We start from the raw sequence: 17,169 nt of genomic DNA, 5'->3' as shown, positions 1-17,169 counted from the left end.
ATACGGTTCAGTTTTACTTTTCACCCATCAGATATACTTCAGGTTGAAGTTGTACGCCAAACTGTTTAGATACTTCTTGTTGCACATGTGATATCAATGCTAATACATCTGCTGCGGTACTTTGTCCCACATTTACAATAAAGTTCGCATGTTGAGTTGATATTTCAGCTCCACCAATCCGATATCCTTTGAGTCCTGCTGATTCGATTAAGCGAGCAGAATGATCCCCAGGTGGATTGCGGAACACACTTCCTGCTGAAGGTTGCTGTAACGGTTGTGTAATCCGTCTACGATCTTTATGTTTATTCATTTCAGCCATAATGGTATCGCGATCACCTGTTTTCATTTGAAAAGAGGCTTCAACTACGATTCCAGGTTGTTCTTGCAAAATCGAATGACGGTAAGCATACTGCATATCTTCTACGCTGTAGGTCACGATTTGTCCATCATGAAGAACAATTCGAGCAGACTGCAAAATCTTCGATGTATCTGATCCATGAGCTCCTGCGTTCATATAGACAGCGCCGCCTACAGATCCCGGAATACCACCCGCAAATTCAAGACCAGACAATCCTTTTTTAGCAGCTAACACACAAAGTTTGACGACAGAATGTGCACCACCTGCGATAATTCGATCTTCATCAAATGTAGCATAATCAAAACCTTCGCCTAATTTGATAACTACTCCACGAATACCTTTGTCTGCGACTAACAGATTAGAACCTCGTCCCAACTGTGTCCACTGAATATTATGTTCATGCAAACTAGTCATCAGTGTACTTAGCTCATCTTGATTGCCAGGTATCACCAGTACATCAGCAGGCCCACCAATTCTCCATGTTGTATATTTTGCTAACGGTTCATTGATAAGAACTTGACCGACAGCATGCTGGGATAATAAATCCATCCACTGCTGCATTTTGTTAACTTCCCCCTTCTAGCGGGACAGAACACCTGACAAACGCTTCATTTCTTCAACAATCAAAAATGCAGATTGAGGTGTACCCAAGCTTGTTGCTGCTTTGGACATGTTCTGTCTAACCTCTTCATCACTCATTACTTTATCTATTCGAGCTAACAGTGATTCCCCTGTCAATTCACGCTCTAATAATACTTCTGCTGCGCCTGCTTTTTGTAATGCCCAAGCATTAGCTTCCTGATGATTATTTGTAACATTAGGTGACGGTATTAGTATAGATGGCGTACCTAATGAAGTGACCTCAGCCAATGAAGAAGCACCTGCACGACCAACTAACAATGAAGTCGCCGCTAGAACTTCTGGCATATTCGGAATATACGGAAGTACATGAAGATAATAAGGAAAAGATCCTACAGCATCTCGAATACGTTCGCGAATTTCTTCGTAATATATTTCGCCTGTTACAAATACATAATGTACAGCAGAATTATTTTGTTTGAGCAAAGGAGCAATTTGAACCATTGCTTCTACAAGTGCTCTCGCACCCCGACTACCTCCTACAACCAATACAATCTGTGCATCAGCAGGTAGACCTAAGGAAGCAAGTCCGCGCTCACGATTTGCATTTTGTACCATAGTCGCCCGCGGATTCCCTGTAAACATCACATGCTTAGAACGCGGAAAACGGTTCACTGAATCTTGAAAACTGACAGCTACTGTACTTGCATATCCACTCAAAAATTGATTCGTTAACCCGGGAATCGCATTTTGTTCATGTACAATCGTTGGTATTTTAAGCTTAGCAGCAGCATATACGACAGGGCCACATACATAGCCACCTGTTCCAATAACCACATCAGGCTTAAATTCTTTAAGTAACTGTTTTGAAGTTTTCACACCCTGAATGAAGCGATTTATCGTTTTGAAATTTTCTAATGAAAATAACTTGCGTCTAAAACCGGTAATATCAATACTTTCAAAAGGGATTTTTTCTTCAGGAACAATTTTATTTTCCAATCCTCTTTTGCCACCGATATACAAAAATTCAGCATCTAATCCTTCAGTCTCACATTGCTGAGCAATCGCAAGGGCTGGATAGATATGGCCACCTGTACCTCCGCCGGTCAATACGACCCGCATGATAAATCACCTCCTTAATTCAAATTTCATTATTTTTATCAATCAGTTAAGTAGCTGAATGATCTATTGTAAAGTAGATATACTGTTTATGCTACTTATTCAAGTAGAACATTATAGTTGATGCACTGCTTCTTTAAAAGCACGACCACGTTCTTCATAAGAGGAGAACATATCCCAGCTTGCACATGCAGGAGATAATAATACAATATTATCCGGTTCAGCAAGCGTTGCTGCTTGTTCTACTGCTTGCTTGATAGCTAAGTCAGCTTGCTCCGATTCTTCGATGATTTTCACTTGTGTAATCCCTGCAAGTTCTGCTACTTTAGCTAATTTGTGACGGGTCTGTCCCAAAACAACTAATGCTTTGACCTGTTGCTGAAATACAGGTAACAAATCCATATAATCAGAACCGCGATCCAGACCACCAGCAATCAGTACAATACCTTTATCTTGAAAAGCAGATAATGCTGTCATCGTTGCTTTGGCGTTCGTTGCTTTGGAATTGTTGTAATACTGAACTTGGTGATGTTCTTGCACATATTCTAAACGATGCTCTACACCTCGGAAATCACGCAATGTATTAGCAAGATCTTGAGGAAGACATCCAGCTGTAATAGCAATCGCACAAGCTGCTAATGCATTTGCAACATTGTAACGACCGGGTATACCCAATTCATGTACAGGTAAAATAGCAACTTCTCCATCTTGATCACAATACATCATTGTGCGCGGTAATTCATCTTCTATTTCTGGAATATATGCAGGAGACACATATAAACCTGCGGATAATGGTGAATGCGCTGATGCAGTTGCTTGGTTTGCTGCTGTGATATAATTGCCCAGGTTCTCTGTGATCGAAAATGGAATCAAAGTACCTGCCTGAATATAAGGCACAAGGCTACGACAATAGCTATCATCCCAATTAATGATTGCTGTATCGTTTTCACCTTGATTTTCAAAAATTTTACGTTTGGAAGAAACATAATCATCCATCGAGCCATGATAATCCAGATGGGTCTCTGCTACATTTAGCAGACAAGCAATTTTCGGATTAAAATCACTTGTTCCTTTTAATTGAAAACTGCTTAATTCAGCTACAATCCAGTTATCTGCATGTGCTCCATATACAGCTTCACATAGCGGAATCCCGATATTACCACCTACGATAGGATGAAGTTGATTAGCTTCCAACATTTTGCCTACCCATGTAGTAGTCGTTGTTTTACCGTTAGATCCTGTAATCCCAATCATAGGCACATCAGAAATACGATATGCTAACTCAACTTCAGTGATTACTTCTATCCCTAGATCAAGTGCTTGCTTAATAGGAGGAGCAGTATAAGGAATGCCCGGGTTTTTGACCATAAGCGTAATTCCTTTATGAATCAAGCCTTCAGGATGCCCTCCACAAATCACTTGAATATCCAACGCTTCTAATTCGGCTGCTTCTGGTGATTGTTCTCTTGGCTTCAAATCGTTAACAGTTACGATTGCTCCCAAGCGATGCAAAGCTTTAGCCGCTTCTACACCACTTCGTGCTAATCCGATTACGATAACTTCTTGTCCACGATATGTCTCAGGATCATTCATCTATTACAACCCCTTGCTCAAATAAATTCCAATCACTGCTAATACTAGACTGACTGCCCAGAATGTAGTTACTACGCGCCATTCCGACCAACCTGATAATTCGAAATGATGATGAATCGGCGCCATTTTAAAAACTCGCTTACCATTTCTTGTTTTGTAGGATACCACTTGTATCACAACAGATAGCAGCTCAATAACAAAAACAGCTCCGATAATCAAAAATAGCAACTCGCTTTTAGTTACAATTGCGATACCACCAATAGCTCCGCCGATACCTAAAGAACCCATATCACCCATAAATACTTTGGCAGGGTGCATATTGAAAATTAAAAATCCGATTACAGCACCAATCATGGCTGCCGCACATACCGCCGCCGCAGGTGAAGTGGCTTGAACAGCTACGACTGCATACGCAGCAAAAGCGATTGCACTTACACCGGACAACAACCCATCTAATCCATCGGTAAAGTTAACCGCATTACTGATCGCCAGTAACATAATTACAATAAATGGATAGTAAAACCAGGGACCCCAATCAAACGAAAATGATGTAGCTGGAATACCTAGTGCTGTGCTATGTCCGCTTTTGAGCAAAATATAACAAACAATCGCAGAAAATAACAACTGTCCAAACAACTTTTGTTTTGCTGTTAATCCAAGTGAACGTTTCAAACCGATTTTGATAAAATCATCCAAAAATCCGACCAAACCGAATCCAAGTGTAGCCACCAATAACACCCAGAAATTCGTATCCACTACAGAAAATTTTACATACGCTAAAGTAAAAGCAATCATAATTATAATACCGCCCATAGTCGGCGTGCCTGCTTTTTTCAAATGACTCTGTGGCCCGTCATCACGTACTTGCTGTCCAAATTTCATACGGCGCAATACCGGAATCAAAAGCGGTGCAGCAATTACTGCTAATACAAATGAAACTGCTGCTGTTAAAAATAATATTCGAAAATCCATGTCGTTTTACTCCTCCAGCGCCTCTGCGTTACTTGTTGAATCAGGCATCAGCGCCTGTACGACTTCTTCTAACTTCATCCCGCGCGATGCTTTAAACAAAATAGCATCTTTGTCTTGTGCAATCTCTAATAAGTCGTTGATCAATTCTTGCTTAGAAAGATAAGAACGAATTTGAGAAGGTTCTAATACTTTAGCTGCTCCTTCTGCGATCTGTTGTCCAAGCCTACCATAGGTGAATAATAGATCAGCTTGTCCATCGATATATCTTCCTACTTCCTGATGATATATGGCTTCTTCTTCGCCCAACTCTAACATATCACCAAGCACAGCAATTTTACGATGATATCCTTTAAGATTACCTAATACATCTATAGCTGCTTTCATCGATGTAGGGCTTGCATTATAAGCATCGTTTAACAAAGTGATTCCATGACGACCTTGAATAATCTCAATTCTCATCCCTGTCAGTTGTAGCTTGGATAAGCCTTGACGAATCTGTTCAGCAGTAACCTCATAATGTTGAGCTACTGTTATCGCTGCTAAAGCATTGGTCACATTATGCATACCTAGCAAAGGCAAAGTCCATACTTCATCGGATTCACTATTTGTTGTAAAAACAGTATTTGTACCCTGAAACATTACACCTGTTGGATATACATTGTTTGTATGATCCAGTCCAAATGTTATTTTACGCATTTCTTTTTGCTGAAATGCTGGTTCCGCCAAAATTTGTTTTAATAAAGGTTCATCACCCAAATAGATAAGCAAGCCTTCTGGACGCAATCCACTTACAATTTCTAATTTAGCGCGCGCAATTTCTTCCCGACTGCCCAACTGCTGAAGATGAGATTCACCAATATTGGTAATAATCGTTGTTTCTGGGTGAGCAATAGTAGATAATAATTCAATTTCTCCACGTCCACTCATACCCATTTCCAAGATCAAGATTTCTATCTGTGCAGGCATTGCTAATATTGTCAAAGGCAGTCCAATATGATTATTGAAATTACCTTCTGTTTTGTGTACCTGATATGCTTCTGCTAGCAAAGCATAAACGATATCTTTTGTTGTTGTTTTACCGTTAGAACCTGTAATACCAACTACTTTTACCCCTGTTTGTTGAACATACGCTTCAGCAAGCTGTTGCAGTGCTTGTAGAGTATCCTGAACAATTACTATATTTCCAGATGGTGGCGTCCCATGATCATGTTGCCACAACGAAGCTACAGCTCCTTCAGTTAACGCTGATGATACAAATTGATGTCCATCGAACTTTTCGCCAACAATAGGAATAAATAATCCGCCTTGAACCAATTGACGGGAATTTATACTAACGCCTTCCAAACGAGTATCTGCTGAACCTTGAAGCTGTCCACCACATATATCGGCTATTTGACCGAGTGTTGTATTTATCACTTGTAAAGACCCCTTATCGCTTCTTTAGCTACCAAACGATCATCAAAATCTAACGTCTGTTGACCAATAATCTGATACGTCTCATGACCTTTGCCCGCAATCAATACTACATCTCCTGGCTTCGCCATTTCAACCGCTTTTTCAATCGCTTGTCTGCGATCAACAATACATTCGTATTTGTCTGTAGCAACCTGTTGTTCTTCTAGTCCTTTTTGAATATCTGTAAGAATAGCGGCTGGATCTTCTGTACGCGGATTATCTGAAGTGATAAATACATAATCACTGTACTTAGCAGCAATCTGTCCCATTAAAGGCCGTTTGGTACGATCACGATCACCACCACAACCAAAGACAGTGATAATATTTCCTTCTGCAAATTCATTGATAGTACGCAATACATTTTCCAATCCATCCGGGGTATGAGCGTAATCTACGATCACAGCAAAAGGTTGACCTCCATCTACAGACTCTACACGCCCATCTACACCAGCAATCTGTTCAAGACTAGACTTTATGTGTTCTAACGGAATATTCTCAATAAGAGCAGCTGTAATCGCTGCTAATGCATTATAAACATTAAATTTACCAACCATTTTTAGTGTGATCTCTGTATTGCCTTTAAAAGTATCCACTTGGAACGTCGTGCCTTGCGATGTAATTCTGATCTGTGAAGCATGTACATCAGCAGGATGATCGACTCCATATGTAATCACATCTGCAGCCGTAATTTTACGGAAATATTCAGCAGCAGGATCGTCGTTGTTCAAAACAGCATATTTACGCTTTGTAGGATCTATTTCGTAACGGTTCCCCAAACGTGCAAAAAACAGCCCTTTGGCTGCAATGTACTCTTCCATCGTCTCATGATAATCCAGATGGTCTTGACTTATATTTGTAAAAATAGCTGTACGGTAATCTGTCCCTTTCACTCTTCCTTGCTCTAAAGCGTGAGAAGACACTTCCATCACACAACTTTTCACATCTGATTGCACCATTTCATGTAACAAACGTTGTAATTCTAACGCTTCAGGTGTGGTACGAGGCATAGGCGTTGCTGTGCCGTTATATCGCATCTCGATAGTGCCAATCAATCCTGTATTAATATGTGCATCATTCATAATACGCTCAATCAGATAAGAAGTTGTGGTTTTGCCATTTGTTCCTGTAATTCCGATCATATTTAACGTTCTACTTGGATATTCAAAAAAATGATCAGATAATACAGCCATCGCATGACGACAACTACTAACGATCAATTGCGGAATATCTAATTCAAGTTGACGTTCTACTACTAATGCACTAGCACCTTTCTGAATAGCTTGAGCGGCATAATCATGTCCATCTACTGTAAAACCAGGCAGACAGATAAACAGATCACCCGATTTCACTTGGCGAGAATCAATCTCCATACCAGATATTTTTGTGTGAACATCACCGAGCACTTGAGATGTGATCAGCAGATGTGCTGCTTCTGACAAAAGCATAGTTTTACCTCTTTTCTAAATATTAATAACGATACCCGACATATAGCAGACAAAAGATAGAGCCAGTTTCACTCTATCTTTTCTGATTATGCCGGGTGATCGTAAATTACATTAATTCGTAGGCGCACCTGTAGGTTCTGGAATTTCCAGACTACTGGTTGGATTTTGATTAGTACTATTTTTGGATGTACTACTATCCGTTTTACCTTCTGTGGAAGTACTTGAGTCTGTTTGGGTATCTGAAGTCGTTGAATCTTTGGATTCCGTAGACTTGGGATCAGTAGAAGTAGATTTGTCTGTTGAAGCTTCTTCTGAAGATTCTTTACCTTCAGTTTCTCCGTCTTTCGGCTTACTTGCTTCATCCGATGTTGCTGAATCTTCTTCTGTATCATCTACACCTGTTACTGTTGCTCGAGCAGATTTAAGAGTAAGCGTTACAGATCGTCTACCACCACTGGAAGACTCTACTTGTTCAGATACATATCCTTCACCTGTCGCTGTCACTTCTACTTTCATCAGCGATAGAATTTGTAATGCATCACGCAATGATTCTCCTTTTAGATCAGGAATACTCATTTTGGTTGGATCTTCTGTCATCAAATAAATCGTTTGTCCACCTGTCATTGCTGCTCCACTTGCTGGATACTGTTTGACTACTTTATTGCCTGAACCCACAGTTGTATATGAAATACCATCTGCAAGCAATTTTTTCTTCGCATCTGCAAGTATTTTACCTGTAAGTGTAGGAGCAGTATAGGAAGCCATTAGTTTTTTAGAAGCTACCTCTGCTTTAGGTTTGGTTTCACCATCGTCAAAGACTTTAGAAATACCCATATAAGGCAACACCTGGCTCACTATCTTTTTAAATACAGGAGCGGCTGCTGTACCTCCGCCTAGTTTCGAATCTGACGGTTGGTCAATCACTACGATCATAGCGATCTTAGGATCATTAGCAGGTGCAAATCCTACAAAAGATACCACTTGCTTCGTATAGTCATACTTACCATTGATAACTTTAACAGCAGTACCTGTTTTACCTGCAACACGATAACCATCAATATACGCATGGCGACCTGTTCCAATGTCTTGATCCGAAACGACCTGTTCCAGATAACCACGTACTTTTTCAGAAGTAGCCGGGTCAATCACTTGACGAACGACTTTAGTCTGTGTATTTTCAGTGACTCCTGTATTGGGATCAGTAATCGATTTGACTAGATGTGGTGTTAACAATTTACCACCATTAGCTACTGCGGAAATAGCGGCTAACTGTTGAATCGGTGTCACCTGTACCAACCCATGCCCGTAAGCAGCGGTTGCTACTTCTGTCGGGATATTCGGGTGGAAAGTAATAGCACCTTTAGCTTCTCCAGGCAATTCTATTCCTGTCTGTTCTCCAAATCCAAAAGCATCAATATATTTACGCAAACGTTCTGCACCCAGCATCTTATAACCAAGATTAACAAAAGCTACATTACTTGAACGCTTTAGACCTTCTAAGTAACTAATCGTTCCCCATCCGCTATGATTCAAGTCATGTAGTGTTGTCCGTCCTACTTGAATAGAACCTGATTGATACGTTGCATTGGGGTTAAACAGATTTTCTTGGACTGCTCCAGAAAGAGTTACGATCTTAAACGTTGAACCTGGTTCATAGATCGCTTTAACAGCCAGATTACGGAAATCAATTGGATTGGTCACTTCGTTAAACTTATTAGGATTAAAAGTTGGCATATTTGCCATACCTAGAATTTCCATCGTATTAGGATCTGCTGCAATTACAGTGATACTTTCAGGTTTTAATTGTTCATAAGCATCTTTCATCGCTTGTTCAATATAATACTGAATCGTCTCATCAATCGTTAACGTTAGATTATCTCCATTTTTGGCAGGCGTATAAACATCTTTGGAATCAGGTAATTTATCACCCTGTTTATCACGCAGGTATTGAATATGACCATCTGTCCCTTTAAGCTTTTCATCATAATACGCTTCAATTCCTGCAACAGCATTACCATCTTTATTCGTATAACCAATAACATGAGCTGCTAATTCATTTTTAGGATAAAAGCGTTTGGAATCAGCACTTAAATACACACCGACATCCCATTTTTGACCAGTTTTTTCTTTCAACTGTTTGATAAAAGCATTGATTTGATCAGCTTTTTCTTGATCGATTAAACGACCACCTGAATTGAGTTCACGCCATGTACGCAACACTGTTGTATTTTGTTTAGTAGTCATAACAGAAGTGGCTTGCTTTTCAATTTCTGCTTCATCTGTACCCAGAATAGCATGAAGCTGGCTTACAACATCGCCTTTAATCCCATACTCAGCAATAATTTTAGGATTAAGGGCAACATTATAAGCCGGAGCATCCATCGCTAGATCATTACCATTACGGTCTGTAATCGTACCACGTTTAGCTGAAATATTGCTGTTAGCTGTCCATTGTGTAATAGCTTTGTCCGTCCAACGACCTGTTTGAACCACTTGTAGCCAGAATACTTTAATAATCAGTACAGCAAAAAAGAGGGTAATACATCCCCCTATAAATAAAGTACGAAGTTTTATTCTCTTATTCACTGTTGTTTCCCCCGTTTTACTTGCCTTGTGTCTCATCCGTCGTCGAGGTTGTTGCTTCTGTTCCCTTTACCCGGGATACTTGAATCGGAGCTGTATCCGTAGGCTCTATGTAACCTAGAGCAGTGGCACGTTCAACAATTTGATCTTGTAATGAATATTTACGTATTTCATTTTGTGTTGTTTGCTTTTCAATACTTGCCGTTTCACTATCCATACTTTGAATATTTTTATTCACTTCATAGATATGTGCATATTGAAAAACAATTACACTTGCTACTGTCGCACAAAAAATGATAGTCATCAAATAAAGCAGCTTTTCTTTCGTTGGAAGTGCGCTACGACGTAAAACTACCTTAGTAGTCTCACGATATCGTTGAGCAGATTTTTCAGCCGATTGTTCTTTGACAGCTAGATTGCCGCGCGTATAAGCCATTGATCCGTCTCCTCTAAATTAAGTTTTCGTTTGTTTATCCACCTTTTCGGCAACACGCAATTTAGCCGACCTTGCACGCGAATTCTCTTCCAATTCTTCTTCCGAAGGAAGGATTGGTTTGCGATTGATCAATTTCAGTTCTCCACCAGTACTAACATAGACTGGAAAACCAGGTGGTGAGACGTTTTTTTCTACGTATTCTGCAAAAATCTGTTTGCAAATACGATCTTCTAACGAATGAAACGTAATAACTGCTGCTCTTCCCCCAGGTGCTAGACAACGTACTGCTTGATGAAGAGCTTCTTCAAAAGCACCTAATTCATCGTTTACAGCAATACGAAGTGCTTGAAAACTCCGTTTCGCAGGATGTCCCCCTGTTCTTCTTGCTGCTGCTGGAATGCCTTCTTTGACAAGTTCAGCCAGTTCCCCCGTTGTTTCAATCGGCTGGATACTTCGCTTGGCAACGATCACTTTAGCAATCCGTCTTGAAAATTTTTCTTCCCCATATCGATATAAAATGCGGGCGATTTCTTCTTCCGGCCAGGTATTCACTATAGTTTTGGCTGTGAGTTCGGCAGATTGATCCATTCTCATATCCAACGTTGCATCATGGTTATAGCTGAATCCTCTGTCACCGTCGTCGAATTGAGGTGAAGAAACACCAAGATCGAACAAAATACCATCTACTTGCGGAACTCCATCTTTGACCGGTACTCCTGCTGCCAATAGCGACTCTTCCAATTGACGGAAATTGCTTTTGATCAACGTTACACGATCTTCATAAGGTGCAAGTACTGTTTTCGCATTGGCAAGTGCCGTATCGTCTTGATCAAAAGCTATTAGTCTTCCGCCTGCTCCAAGTTCAGCAGCAATAACTGAACTATGACCAGCTCCCCCGAGTGTGCAGTCCACGTAAATACCATCAGGCTTAACCTGAAGTGCTTTTGTCGCTTCTTCTTTTAATACTGTGATGTGATGAAACAAGATGTAAACCTCCCGGACGATTACAGGTCGAAATCAAAATCAACCAGCTTTTCTGCAATTTCATTAAAAGATTGTTCAGAAGTATCATAATACTCTGACCATGTTTCTTTACTCCAAATCTCTACCCGATTGGAAACGCCAATAATAACACACTCTTTTTCGAGTTTGGCGTACTGCCGTAAATTTCCCGGCAGATTGACTCTGCCCTGCTTGTCCCATTCGACTTCGGTCGCACCGGAGAAGAAAAAACGACTAAATGCGCGGGCATCCGCTTTCATCAGCGGTAGAGATTTGAGCTTTTGCTCAAGGAGGGACCACTCCTCCATAGGATAGACGAATAGACAATGATCCAAGCCGCGGGTGACTACAAAAGAAGTTCCGAGTTGTTCACGAAATTTGGAAGGAATAATAATCCGACCTTTTTCATCAATGCTATGTTGAAATTCTCCCATAAACATTGACGTTTCACTCCTCTTAACCATAGTCTCCCACTTTGTCCCACTATCCACCACTACCATAAGCATAATAGATTCGACGCAGAAAATCAAAATCCTTTTTTGATATCATTTTTTTTTAGAAAAATACAGAAAAATTTTGTTTTATGTAAATCAGCCAATTCGTTTGCAAAAATAGACGCAAAAAAGGACTGATTTCTCTTTATCGGAAAAATCAGTCCTTTTTATTATGCGTGAGTAACTTTTTATTTACAATTTTAAATAATGGTAAATATTATGACCAGCTATCTAAATATAATTTTTGCTCTTCTGTTAATGTATCAATATGAATACCTAGACTTTCTAACTTGAAGCGTGCCACTTGCTCATCCAGTTCATAAGGAACACTAATCACTCCTGCTTCCAATTGCTCATAATGTTCACTCACATAACGAAGACCTACTGCTTGCAAAGCAAAAGTCATATCCATAATTTCAACAGGATGACCATCGGCTGCTCCCAAGTTCACCAGACGCCCTTCAGCAAGGAGATAAATGCGGCGTCCATCTGTCAATTTGTATTCTTCGATATTTTTACGAACCGTACGAATCGATTCGGCACGAGCTGCTAAATCAGGTTTGTTCGCTTCTACATCAAAATGCCCTGCATTCGCAATAATGGCTCCATCTTTCATCACATCATAATGTTCGCCTGCGATAACACTTTTATTTCCTGTTACTGTAATAAAGAAGTCACCATGCTTCGCAGCTTCATTCATCGGCATCACACCAAAGCCGTCCATATGTGCTTCTACTGCCTTAATAGCATCTACCTCGGTTACGATCACATTCGCACCCAAACCTTTAGCACGCATCGCTATACCTTTACCACACCAGCCATAACCGACTACTACAACTGTTTTACCTGCAATAATCAAGTTGGTTGTACGAATAATACCGTCAAAAGCCGATTGACCTGTTCCATAACGGTTATCGAATAAATGCTTACAATAGGCATCATTTACAGCAACCATCGGAATTTTCAGTGTTCCTTCTTTTTGCAATGCTTTCAGACGAATAATTCCGGTCGTTGTTTCTTCTGCTCCACCACGAATCGTTGATAATAGATCAGGACGTTCTCCATATAAGAAAGTAATGAGATCGCCACCATCATCAATAATAAGATCAGGCTTCGCTTCTAGCGCTTTTAAGTTCAAACTTTTATATTCTTCTACACCTGGATTATATTTCGCAAATACAGTAATACCGTCTTCTACCAAAGCTGCACATACATCATCTTGTGTAGACAAAGGATTGCTGCCTGTAATAGTCACATTGGCTCCACCGGCCTGGATAACTTTAGCTAAATAAGCTGTTTTAGCTTCCAAGTGTAAACAGATCGTTACATTCAAACCTTTGAAAGGTAAATCTCTTTCAAATTCTGCTCGAATACGATTTAATACCGGCATGTGAGAAGATGCCCAATCAATTTTAAGATGTCCCTCAGGAGCAAGTGCCATATCGGCAACAATACTTGTTTGAATAGATGATGTCATTGTACAGATCTCCTTTGTTGGTTGGAATAGATAATATATTTTTATAAATAAACAAGACGATGTGAACCGTTAAAATCAGGTTCAAGTGTTAACAATTGATCAATCCAGCGCTCTCCGTAACGTCCAAGATAGTAATAGCTGTTGATCGTACGTTCCTGTGGCTTGCCAAACGGATACAATGCATACGCAATTCGATCCAAACGTTGTAATCCAGTCTGATGCTGACGCGCTATCGCATTCTGGCTTTTGCGATACAAATAATCAATTTGTAAATCAATTTTGTGTTGAGTCGTTTCGCCTAGATGTGGCAACGAAGGATCGATCTCACGCAAAGAGTCTACAAAAGGCGCATACAATTGTTGAAATTGCTCGCGGAATGTAGTGAATCTTTTTTCTAAATGATAATCTTCCTGCTCGCTTAACCAGGTCTGGCGAATATCATCAAAACGTTGTCTTACATCATCAAATGTTAATTGATACTGTTGCATCAAAATTTTAACTTTTTCTTCCACCATTGTAAATAACATTCTAGGAACAATAGGAGGCATTTGCAGATTCAAAACAGGAAATGCTTGCTTCGTCAACGCCCAGTACGCAATCTCGCCTGTTCCCAAAATGGTACTAAGTACAGGGAACAATGAATCTTGCATTAAAGGACGGGTTAATACGTTATTACTAAATCGTTCGGGATATTGTTCTAAAAGCTCTAACAATTCTTGTTTGGTGAAAACAACTAATCCTTTACGATCTGTAAACATCCCATTGCGTTTGAACAATAACAAACGTTCGTTGGTATATACTTCATCACTATGAATATAGAACAAATTAGCACTTTCTTCATCTACCGTTGCTTGCTCTTCATATCCATACTGTCTCACTTGCTCAGCAGCAGACATATAAGCTTGAGTCAGTTGATCATTATGTTCTATCAATTGACGAAATACTGGAACTTCCAGACGACGAATAGCTGCATCATCTGAATCTATTAGCACCAATCCAAAACGGCCAAATAAAAGACCTAATTGTTCAGCAAAGGCACTACTCAAATCTGTAGCTTGCTCCATAATATTTCGTAATGTCTGTGTCCACTGATTTTTATTTTCAGTATCTGGTAACAGACTTTCGAATTGATTCAAAATATGTTCGGTATTCTGATCCTGAATAAATGTACGACTCACCGGTGAATGTCCACCACGTTCATGATCTAAGCGAATTTTGACAGCCGCTCCATCTTGATCCGGTAGATACGTATGATTCACTTCATCCCAGTCATGATCTTCACCTGCTATCCAGAATACAGGTATGATAGGACGTTGTAGACGATGTGACGCTTCGCGCGCAGACGCTAACAATGTAATCACTTTGTAAATGACTAACAATGGCCCTGTAAATAGACCACTTTGTTGTCCACCTACCATAACAAGCGCTTTATCTGTGCGTAATGCTTCTAAAGATTGCTGTACAGCTTCATGATTATTGTACTTACCGTTATATATGGTTAGGCAGTCGACTAAAGCTCCACGTTCGATTCGGGAGTCCTTACTCTGATCCAGCCATTCTGCACGTTTGATCCATGTTTGTGGATCAGAGACATTCATATTATACAAACTGCTTACCGATGCAAAATCATTGATGTACCGCTCAGCGAGCGGCTGATTCGCGGGTAGGCTCTCCGGAATCACATTCATGGGGTGAAGTCCTCCTCATCGCTATTGCTTTTGATTGTTACTAATCGTAACTTATTAAATCTTATTTGATTGTAACGAAGTTAGTACTGTTTAGTCAAAAGCTATTCTTAAAATATTTGAATATTTTTAGTAACAACCAAAAAACCGCCAGTAAATGGCGGTTTTTGATTTGAAAGTATAGATTAAGCAGAAGGTTGAGATACCCAGTGACCTTCAGACACTTCGATCAACTGAGAATTTTCTAGATTAAACGGATCTTTCGCTGCCAAAGTAGCTGCTGCTTCTTGAGAAGCGGCAAGATGTTCTTCAGGCAATAAGATTCTACGTTTGTTTGCTTCTACTTCTGGATCAGGAATAGGAATCGCAGATAGCAATGTTTTTGTGTAAGGATGTAGAGGATTAGCATACAGTTCTTCACTTTCAGCCAATTCTACAATTTTACCCATATACATAACCGCTACACGGTCACTGATATGTTTTACCATCGACAAATCATGCGCGATAAATAAATATGTTAATCCAAGACGTTGTTGTAGTTCTTCTAGCAATTTAACAATCTGTGCTTGAATCGATACGTCCAAAGCAGACAATGGCTCATCACAGATAATAAATTTAGGATCTACAGCAAGTGCACGCGCAATCCCGATACGTTGTCTTTGACCACCAGAGAATTCATGCGGATAACGAAGAGCATGACTTGGGTTCAAGCCTACCATATCAAGCAATTCTTCTACACGTTTTTTACGTTCAGCACGGCTATTGACTAGACCATGAATATCTAGAGATTCACCGATAATGTCCATAATATTAAAACGAGGGTTCAAAGAAGCATACGGATCTTGGAAGATCATTTGCATATCTTTACGCATATTTTTCATTTTGCGTGGAGACAGATCATAAATGTCTGTTCCGTTAAACTTCACACTACCGCCGGTTGGCTCATACAGACGAAGAATCGTACGTCCTGTTGTTGATTTACCACAACCGGATTCTCCTACTACGCCTAATGTCTCGCCTTCGTAGATGTTGAAGCTAATGTCATTTACCGCTTTAAGGATATTACCTTTACCTAAATTGAAATGCTGTTTTAATCCTTTTACTTCAACCAACGGTTTACGTGGGTCTAGATTAAGTTTAGCAGAAGCTAATTTAGGTTTTTTAGGCTCATCTAAGCGTGGCAATGCATTAAGCAAACGTTGTGTATATGGATGTTGAGGGTTTTTGAAAATTTCAGCCGTTGTTCCTGTTTCAACAACATCGCCTTCTTTCATAACAACCACGCGATCACACATACCTGCTACTACACCAAGATCATGGGTAATCAAAATAATTGAAGTACCCAATTTTTGTTGCATATCTTTCATCAGATCAAGGATCTGAGCTTGAATCGTTACGTCTAGTGCTGTTGTAGGCTCATCCGCAATTAGCAAAGATGGACGGCAAGCTAAAGCGATTGCAATCATCGCACGTTGGCGCATACCACCAGAGAATTGGTGAGGATATTGATTAAAACGAACATCAGAATTTTTGATACCAACCAGTCGTAACATTTCAAGCGCACTTTCTTTAGCTTGAGCAGAAGACATATTTTGATGTTTACGCAATACTTCTGTAATTTGTTTACCTACTTTAATTGTTGGATTCAAGGAAGTCATCGGATCCTGGAAAATCATGCCGATATCTTTACCACGAATAGCTTCCATTTGCTTATCCGTTTTAGCAAGTAGACTTTGACCTAGGAATTCAATCTCTCCACTTTTGATCTTAGAAGGCGGAGAAGGAATCAGACGCATAATGGTTTGAGCTGTTACACTTTTACCACTACCGGATTCCCCAACAATACCTAGCGTTTCGCCTTTGCCAATTTCAAAATTGACATCTTTTACCGCATCAAATTCACCAGCACGCGTTTGAAAGGATACGCTTAAATTCTTTACTGTTAAGATTTTCTCCACTTGTTCCACCTCC

General features: G+C 40.0%; 13 protein-coding genes. All 13 read right to left on the bottom strand.

Features of this window, described 5'->3' with window-relative positions:
• Window positions 1–13: 13 nt before the first annotated feature.
• On the bottom strand, window positions 14–919 hold the full coding sequence (gene murB, locus ACFSGI_RS06030; RefSeq protein ID WP_204823276.1) for a UDP-N-acetylmuramate dehydrogenase: 906 nt from the start codon (window positions 917–919) through the stop codon (window positions 14–16).
• An 18-nt stretch (window positions 920–937) separates the two neighbouring features.
• Window positions 938–2,059 carry an undecaprenyldiphospho-muramoylpentapeptide beta-N-acetylglucosaminyltransferase gene (murG, locus tag ACFSGI_RS06025; protein ID WP_204823275.1) on the bottom strand — a complete coding sequence of 374 codons (1,122 nt, stop codon included), beginning with the start codon at window positions 2,057–2,059 and terminating at the stop codon, window positions 938–940.
• A 111-nt stretch (window positions 2,060–2,170) separates the two neighbouring features.
• Complete coding sequence (gene murD, locus ACFSGI_RS06020; protein WP_204823274.1) at window positions 2,171–3,649, bottom strand: UDP-N-acetylmuramoyl-L-alanine--D-glutamate ligase; 1,479 nt, start codon at window positions 3,647–3,649, stop codon at window positions 2,171–2,173.
• A 3-nt stretch (window positions 3,650–3,652) separates the two neighbouring features.
• On the bottom strand, window positions 3,653–4,621 hold the full coding sequence (gene mraY, locus ACFSGI_RS06015; RefSeq protein ID WP_204823273.1) for a phospho-N-acetylmuramoyl-pentapeptide-transferase: 969 nt from the start codon (window positions 4,619–4,621) through the stop codon (window positions 3,653–3,655).
• 6 nt (window positions 4,622–4,627) lie between these two features.
• Entirely contained in the window at window positions 4,628–6,034 is a 1,407-nt protein-coding gene (locus ACFSGI_RS06010; RefSeq protein WP_379283928.1) for a UDP-N-acetylmuramoyl-tripeptide--D-alanyl-D-alanine ligase, read from the bottom strand.
• A complete protein-coding gene (locus ACFSGI_RS06005) occupies window positions 6,034–7,521 on the bottom strand; it encodes a UDP-N-acetylmuramoyl-L-alanyl-D-glutamate--2,6-diaminopimelate ligase (RefSeq protein ID WP_204823271.1) in 1,488 nt (495 codons plus the stop codon). The genes ACFSGI_RS06010 and ACFSGI_RS06005 overlap by 1 nt, the downstream gene beginning before the upstream one ends.
• 111 nt (window positions 7,522–7,632) lie before the next feature.
• The gene (locus tag ACFSGI_RS06000) at window positions 7,633–10,107 is read right to left on the bottom strand and encodes a penicillin-binding transpeptidase domain-containing protein (protein WP_204823270.1); all 2,475 of its coding nucleotides are present in this window, start codon (window positions 10,105–10,107) and stop codon (window positions 7,633–7,635) included.
• A 16-nt stretch (window positions 10,108–10,123) separates the two neighbouring features.
• Window positions 10,124–10,540 (bottom strand): hypothetical protein, encoded by a 417-nt coding sequence (locus tag ACFSGI_RS05995; RefSeq protein ID WP_204823269.1) that lies wholly within the window; start codon window positions 10,538–10,540, stop codon window positions 10,124–10,126.
• A gap of 18 nt (window positions 10,541–10,558) precedes the next feature.
• Window positions 10,559–11,524, bottom strand: coding sequence for a 16S rRNA (cytosine(1402)-N(4))-methyltransferase RsmH (gene rsmH / locus ACFSGI_RS05990; protein WP_204823268.1), 966 nt, complete (start codon window positions 11,522–11,524; stop codon window positions 10,559–10,561).
• Window positions 11,525–11,544: 20 nt separating this feature from the next.
• The gene (mraZ, locus tag ACFSGI_RS05985; protein WP_204823267.1) at window positions 11,545–11,982 is read right to left on the bottom strand and encodes a division/cell wall cluster transcriptional repressor MraZ; all 438 of its coding nucleotides are present in this window, start codon (window positions 11,980–11,982) and stop codon (window positions 11,545–11,547) included.
• Between the two features lie 271 nt (window positions 11,983–12,253).
• Window positions 12,254–13,513, bottom strand: a complete 1,260-nt coding sequence (locus ACFSGI_RS05980; protein WP_204823266.1) for an adenosylhomocysteinase — start codon at window positions 13,511–13,513, stop codon at window positions 12,254–12,256.
• 41 nt (window positions 13,514–13,554) lie between these two features.
• Window positions 13,555–15,201, bottom strand: a complete 1,647-nt coding sequence (gene bshC / locus ACFSGI_RS05975; protein WP_204823265.1) for a bacillithiol biosynthesis cysteine-adding enzyme BshC — start codon at window positions 15,199–15,201, stop codon at window positions 13,555–13,557.
• Window positions 15,202–15,383: 182 nt separating this feature from the next.
• The gene (locus ACFSGI_RS05970) at window positions 15,384–17,156 is read right to left on the bottom strand and encodes an ABC transporter ATP-binding protein (protein ID WP_204823264.1); all 1,773 of its coding nucleotides are present in this window, start codon (window positions 17,154–17,156) and stop codon (window positions 15,384–15,386) included.
• Between the last annotated feature and the right edge of the window lie 13 nt (window positions 17,157–17,169).

It is taken from the genome of Paenibacillus nicotianae (assembly GCF_042681745.1).
Classification (GTDB): Bacteria; Bacillota; Bacilli; order Paenibacillales; family Paenibacillaceae; genus Saccharibacillus; species Saccharibacillus nicotianae.
Note: the sequence above shows the minus strand (reverse complement) of the source record. Positions and strands in the feature narration are given on the sequence as shown.

Excerpts from the sequence above, each read along its gene's own strand:
- murG (WP_204823275.1), bottom strand. The coding sequence starts at position 2,059 with ATGCGGGTCGTATTGACCGGCGGAGGTACAGGTGGCCATATCTATCCA.
- mraY (WP_204823273.1), bottom strand. The coding sequence starts at position 4,621 with ATGGATTTTCGAATATTATTTTTAACAGCAGCAGTTTCATTTGTATTA.
- ACFSGI_RS06005 (WP_204823271.1), bottom strand. The coding sequence starts at position 7,521 with ATGCTTTTGTCAGAAGCAGCACATCTGCTGATCACATCTCAAGTGCTC.
- mraZ (WP_204823267.1), bottom strand. The coding sequence starts at position 11,982 with ATGTTTATGGGAGAATTTCAACATAGCATTGATGAAAAAGGTCGGATT.
- bshC (WP_204823265.1), bottom strand. The coding sequence starts at position 15,201 with ATGAATGTGATTCCGGAGAGCCTACCCGCGAATCAGCCGCTCGCTGAG.
- murB (WP_204823276.1), bottom strand. The coding sequence starts at position 919 with ATGCAGCAGTGGATGGATTTATTATCCCAGCATGCTGTCGGTCAAGTT.
- ACFSGI_RS05980 (WP_204823266.1), bottom strand. The coding sequence starts at position 13,513 with ATGACATCATCTATTCAAACAAGTATTGTTGCCGATATGGCACTTGCT.
- murD (WP_204823274.1), bottom strand. The coding sequence starts at position 3,649 with ATGAATGATCCTGAGACATATCGTGGACAAGAAGTTATCGTAATCGGA.
- ACFSGI_RS05995 (WP_204823269.1), bottom strand. The coding sequence starts at position 10,540 with ATGGCTTATACGCGCGGCAATCTAGCTGTCAAAGAACAATCGGCTGAA.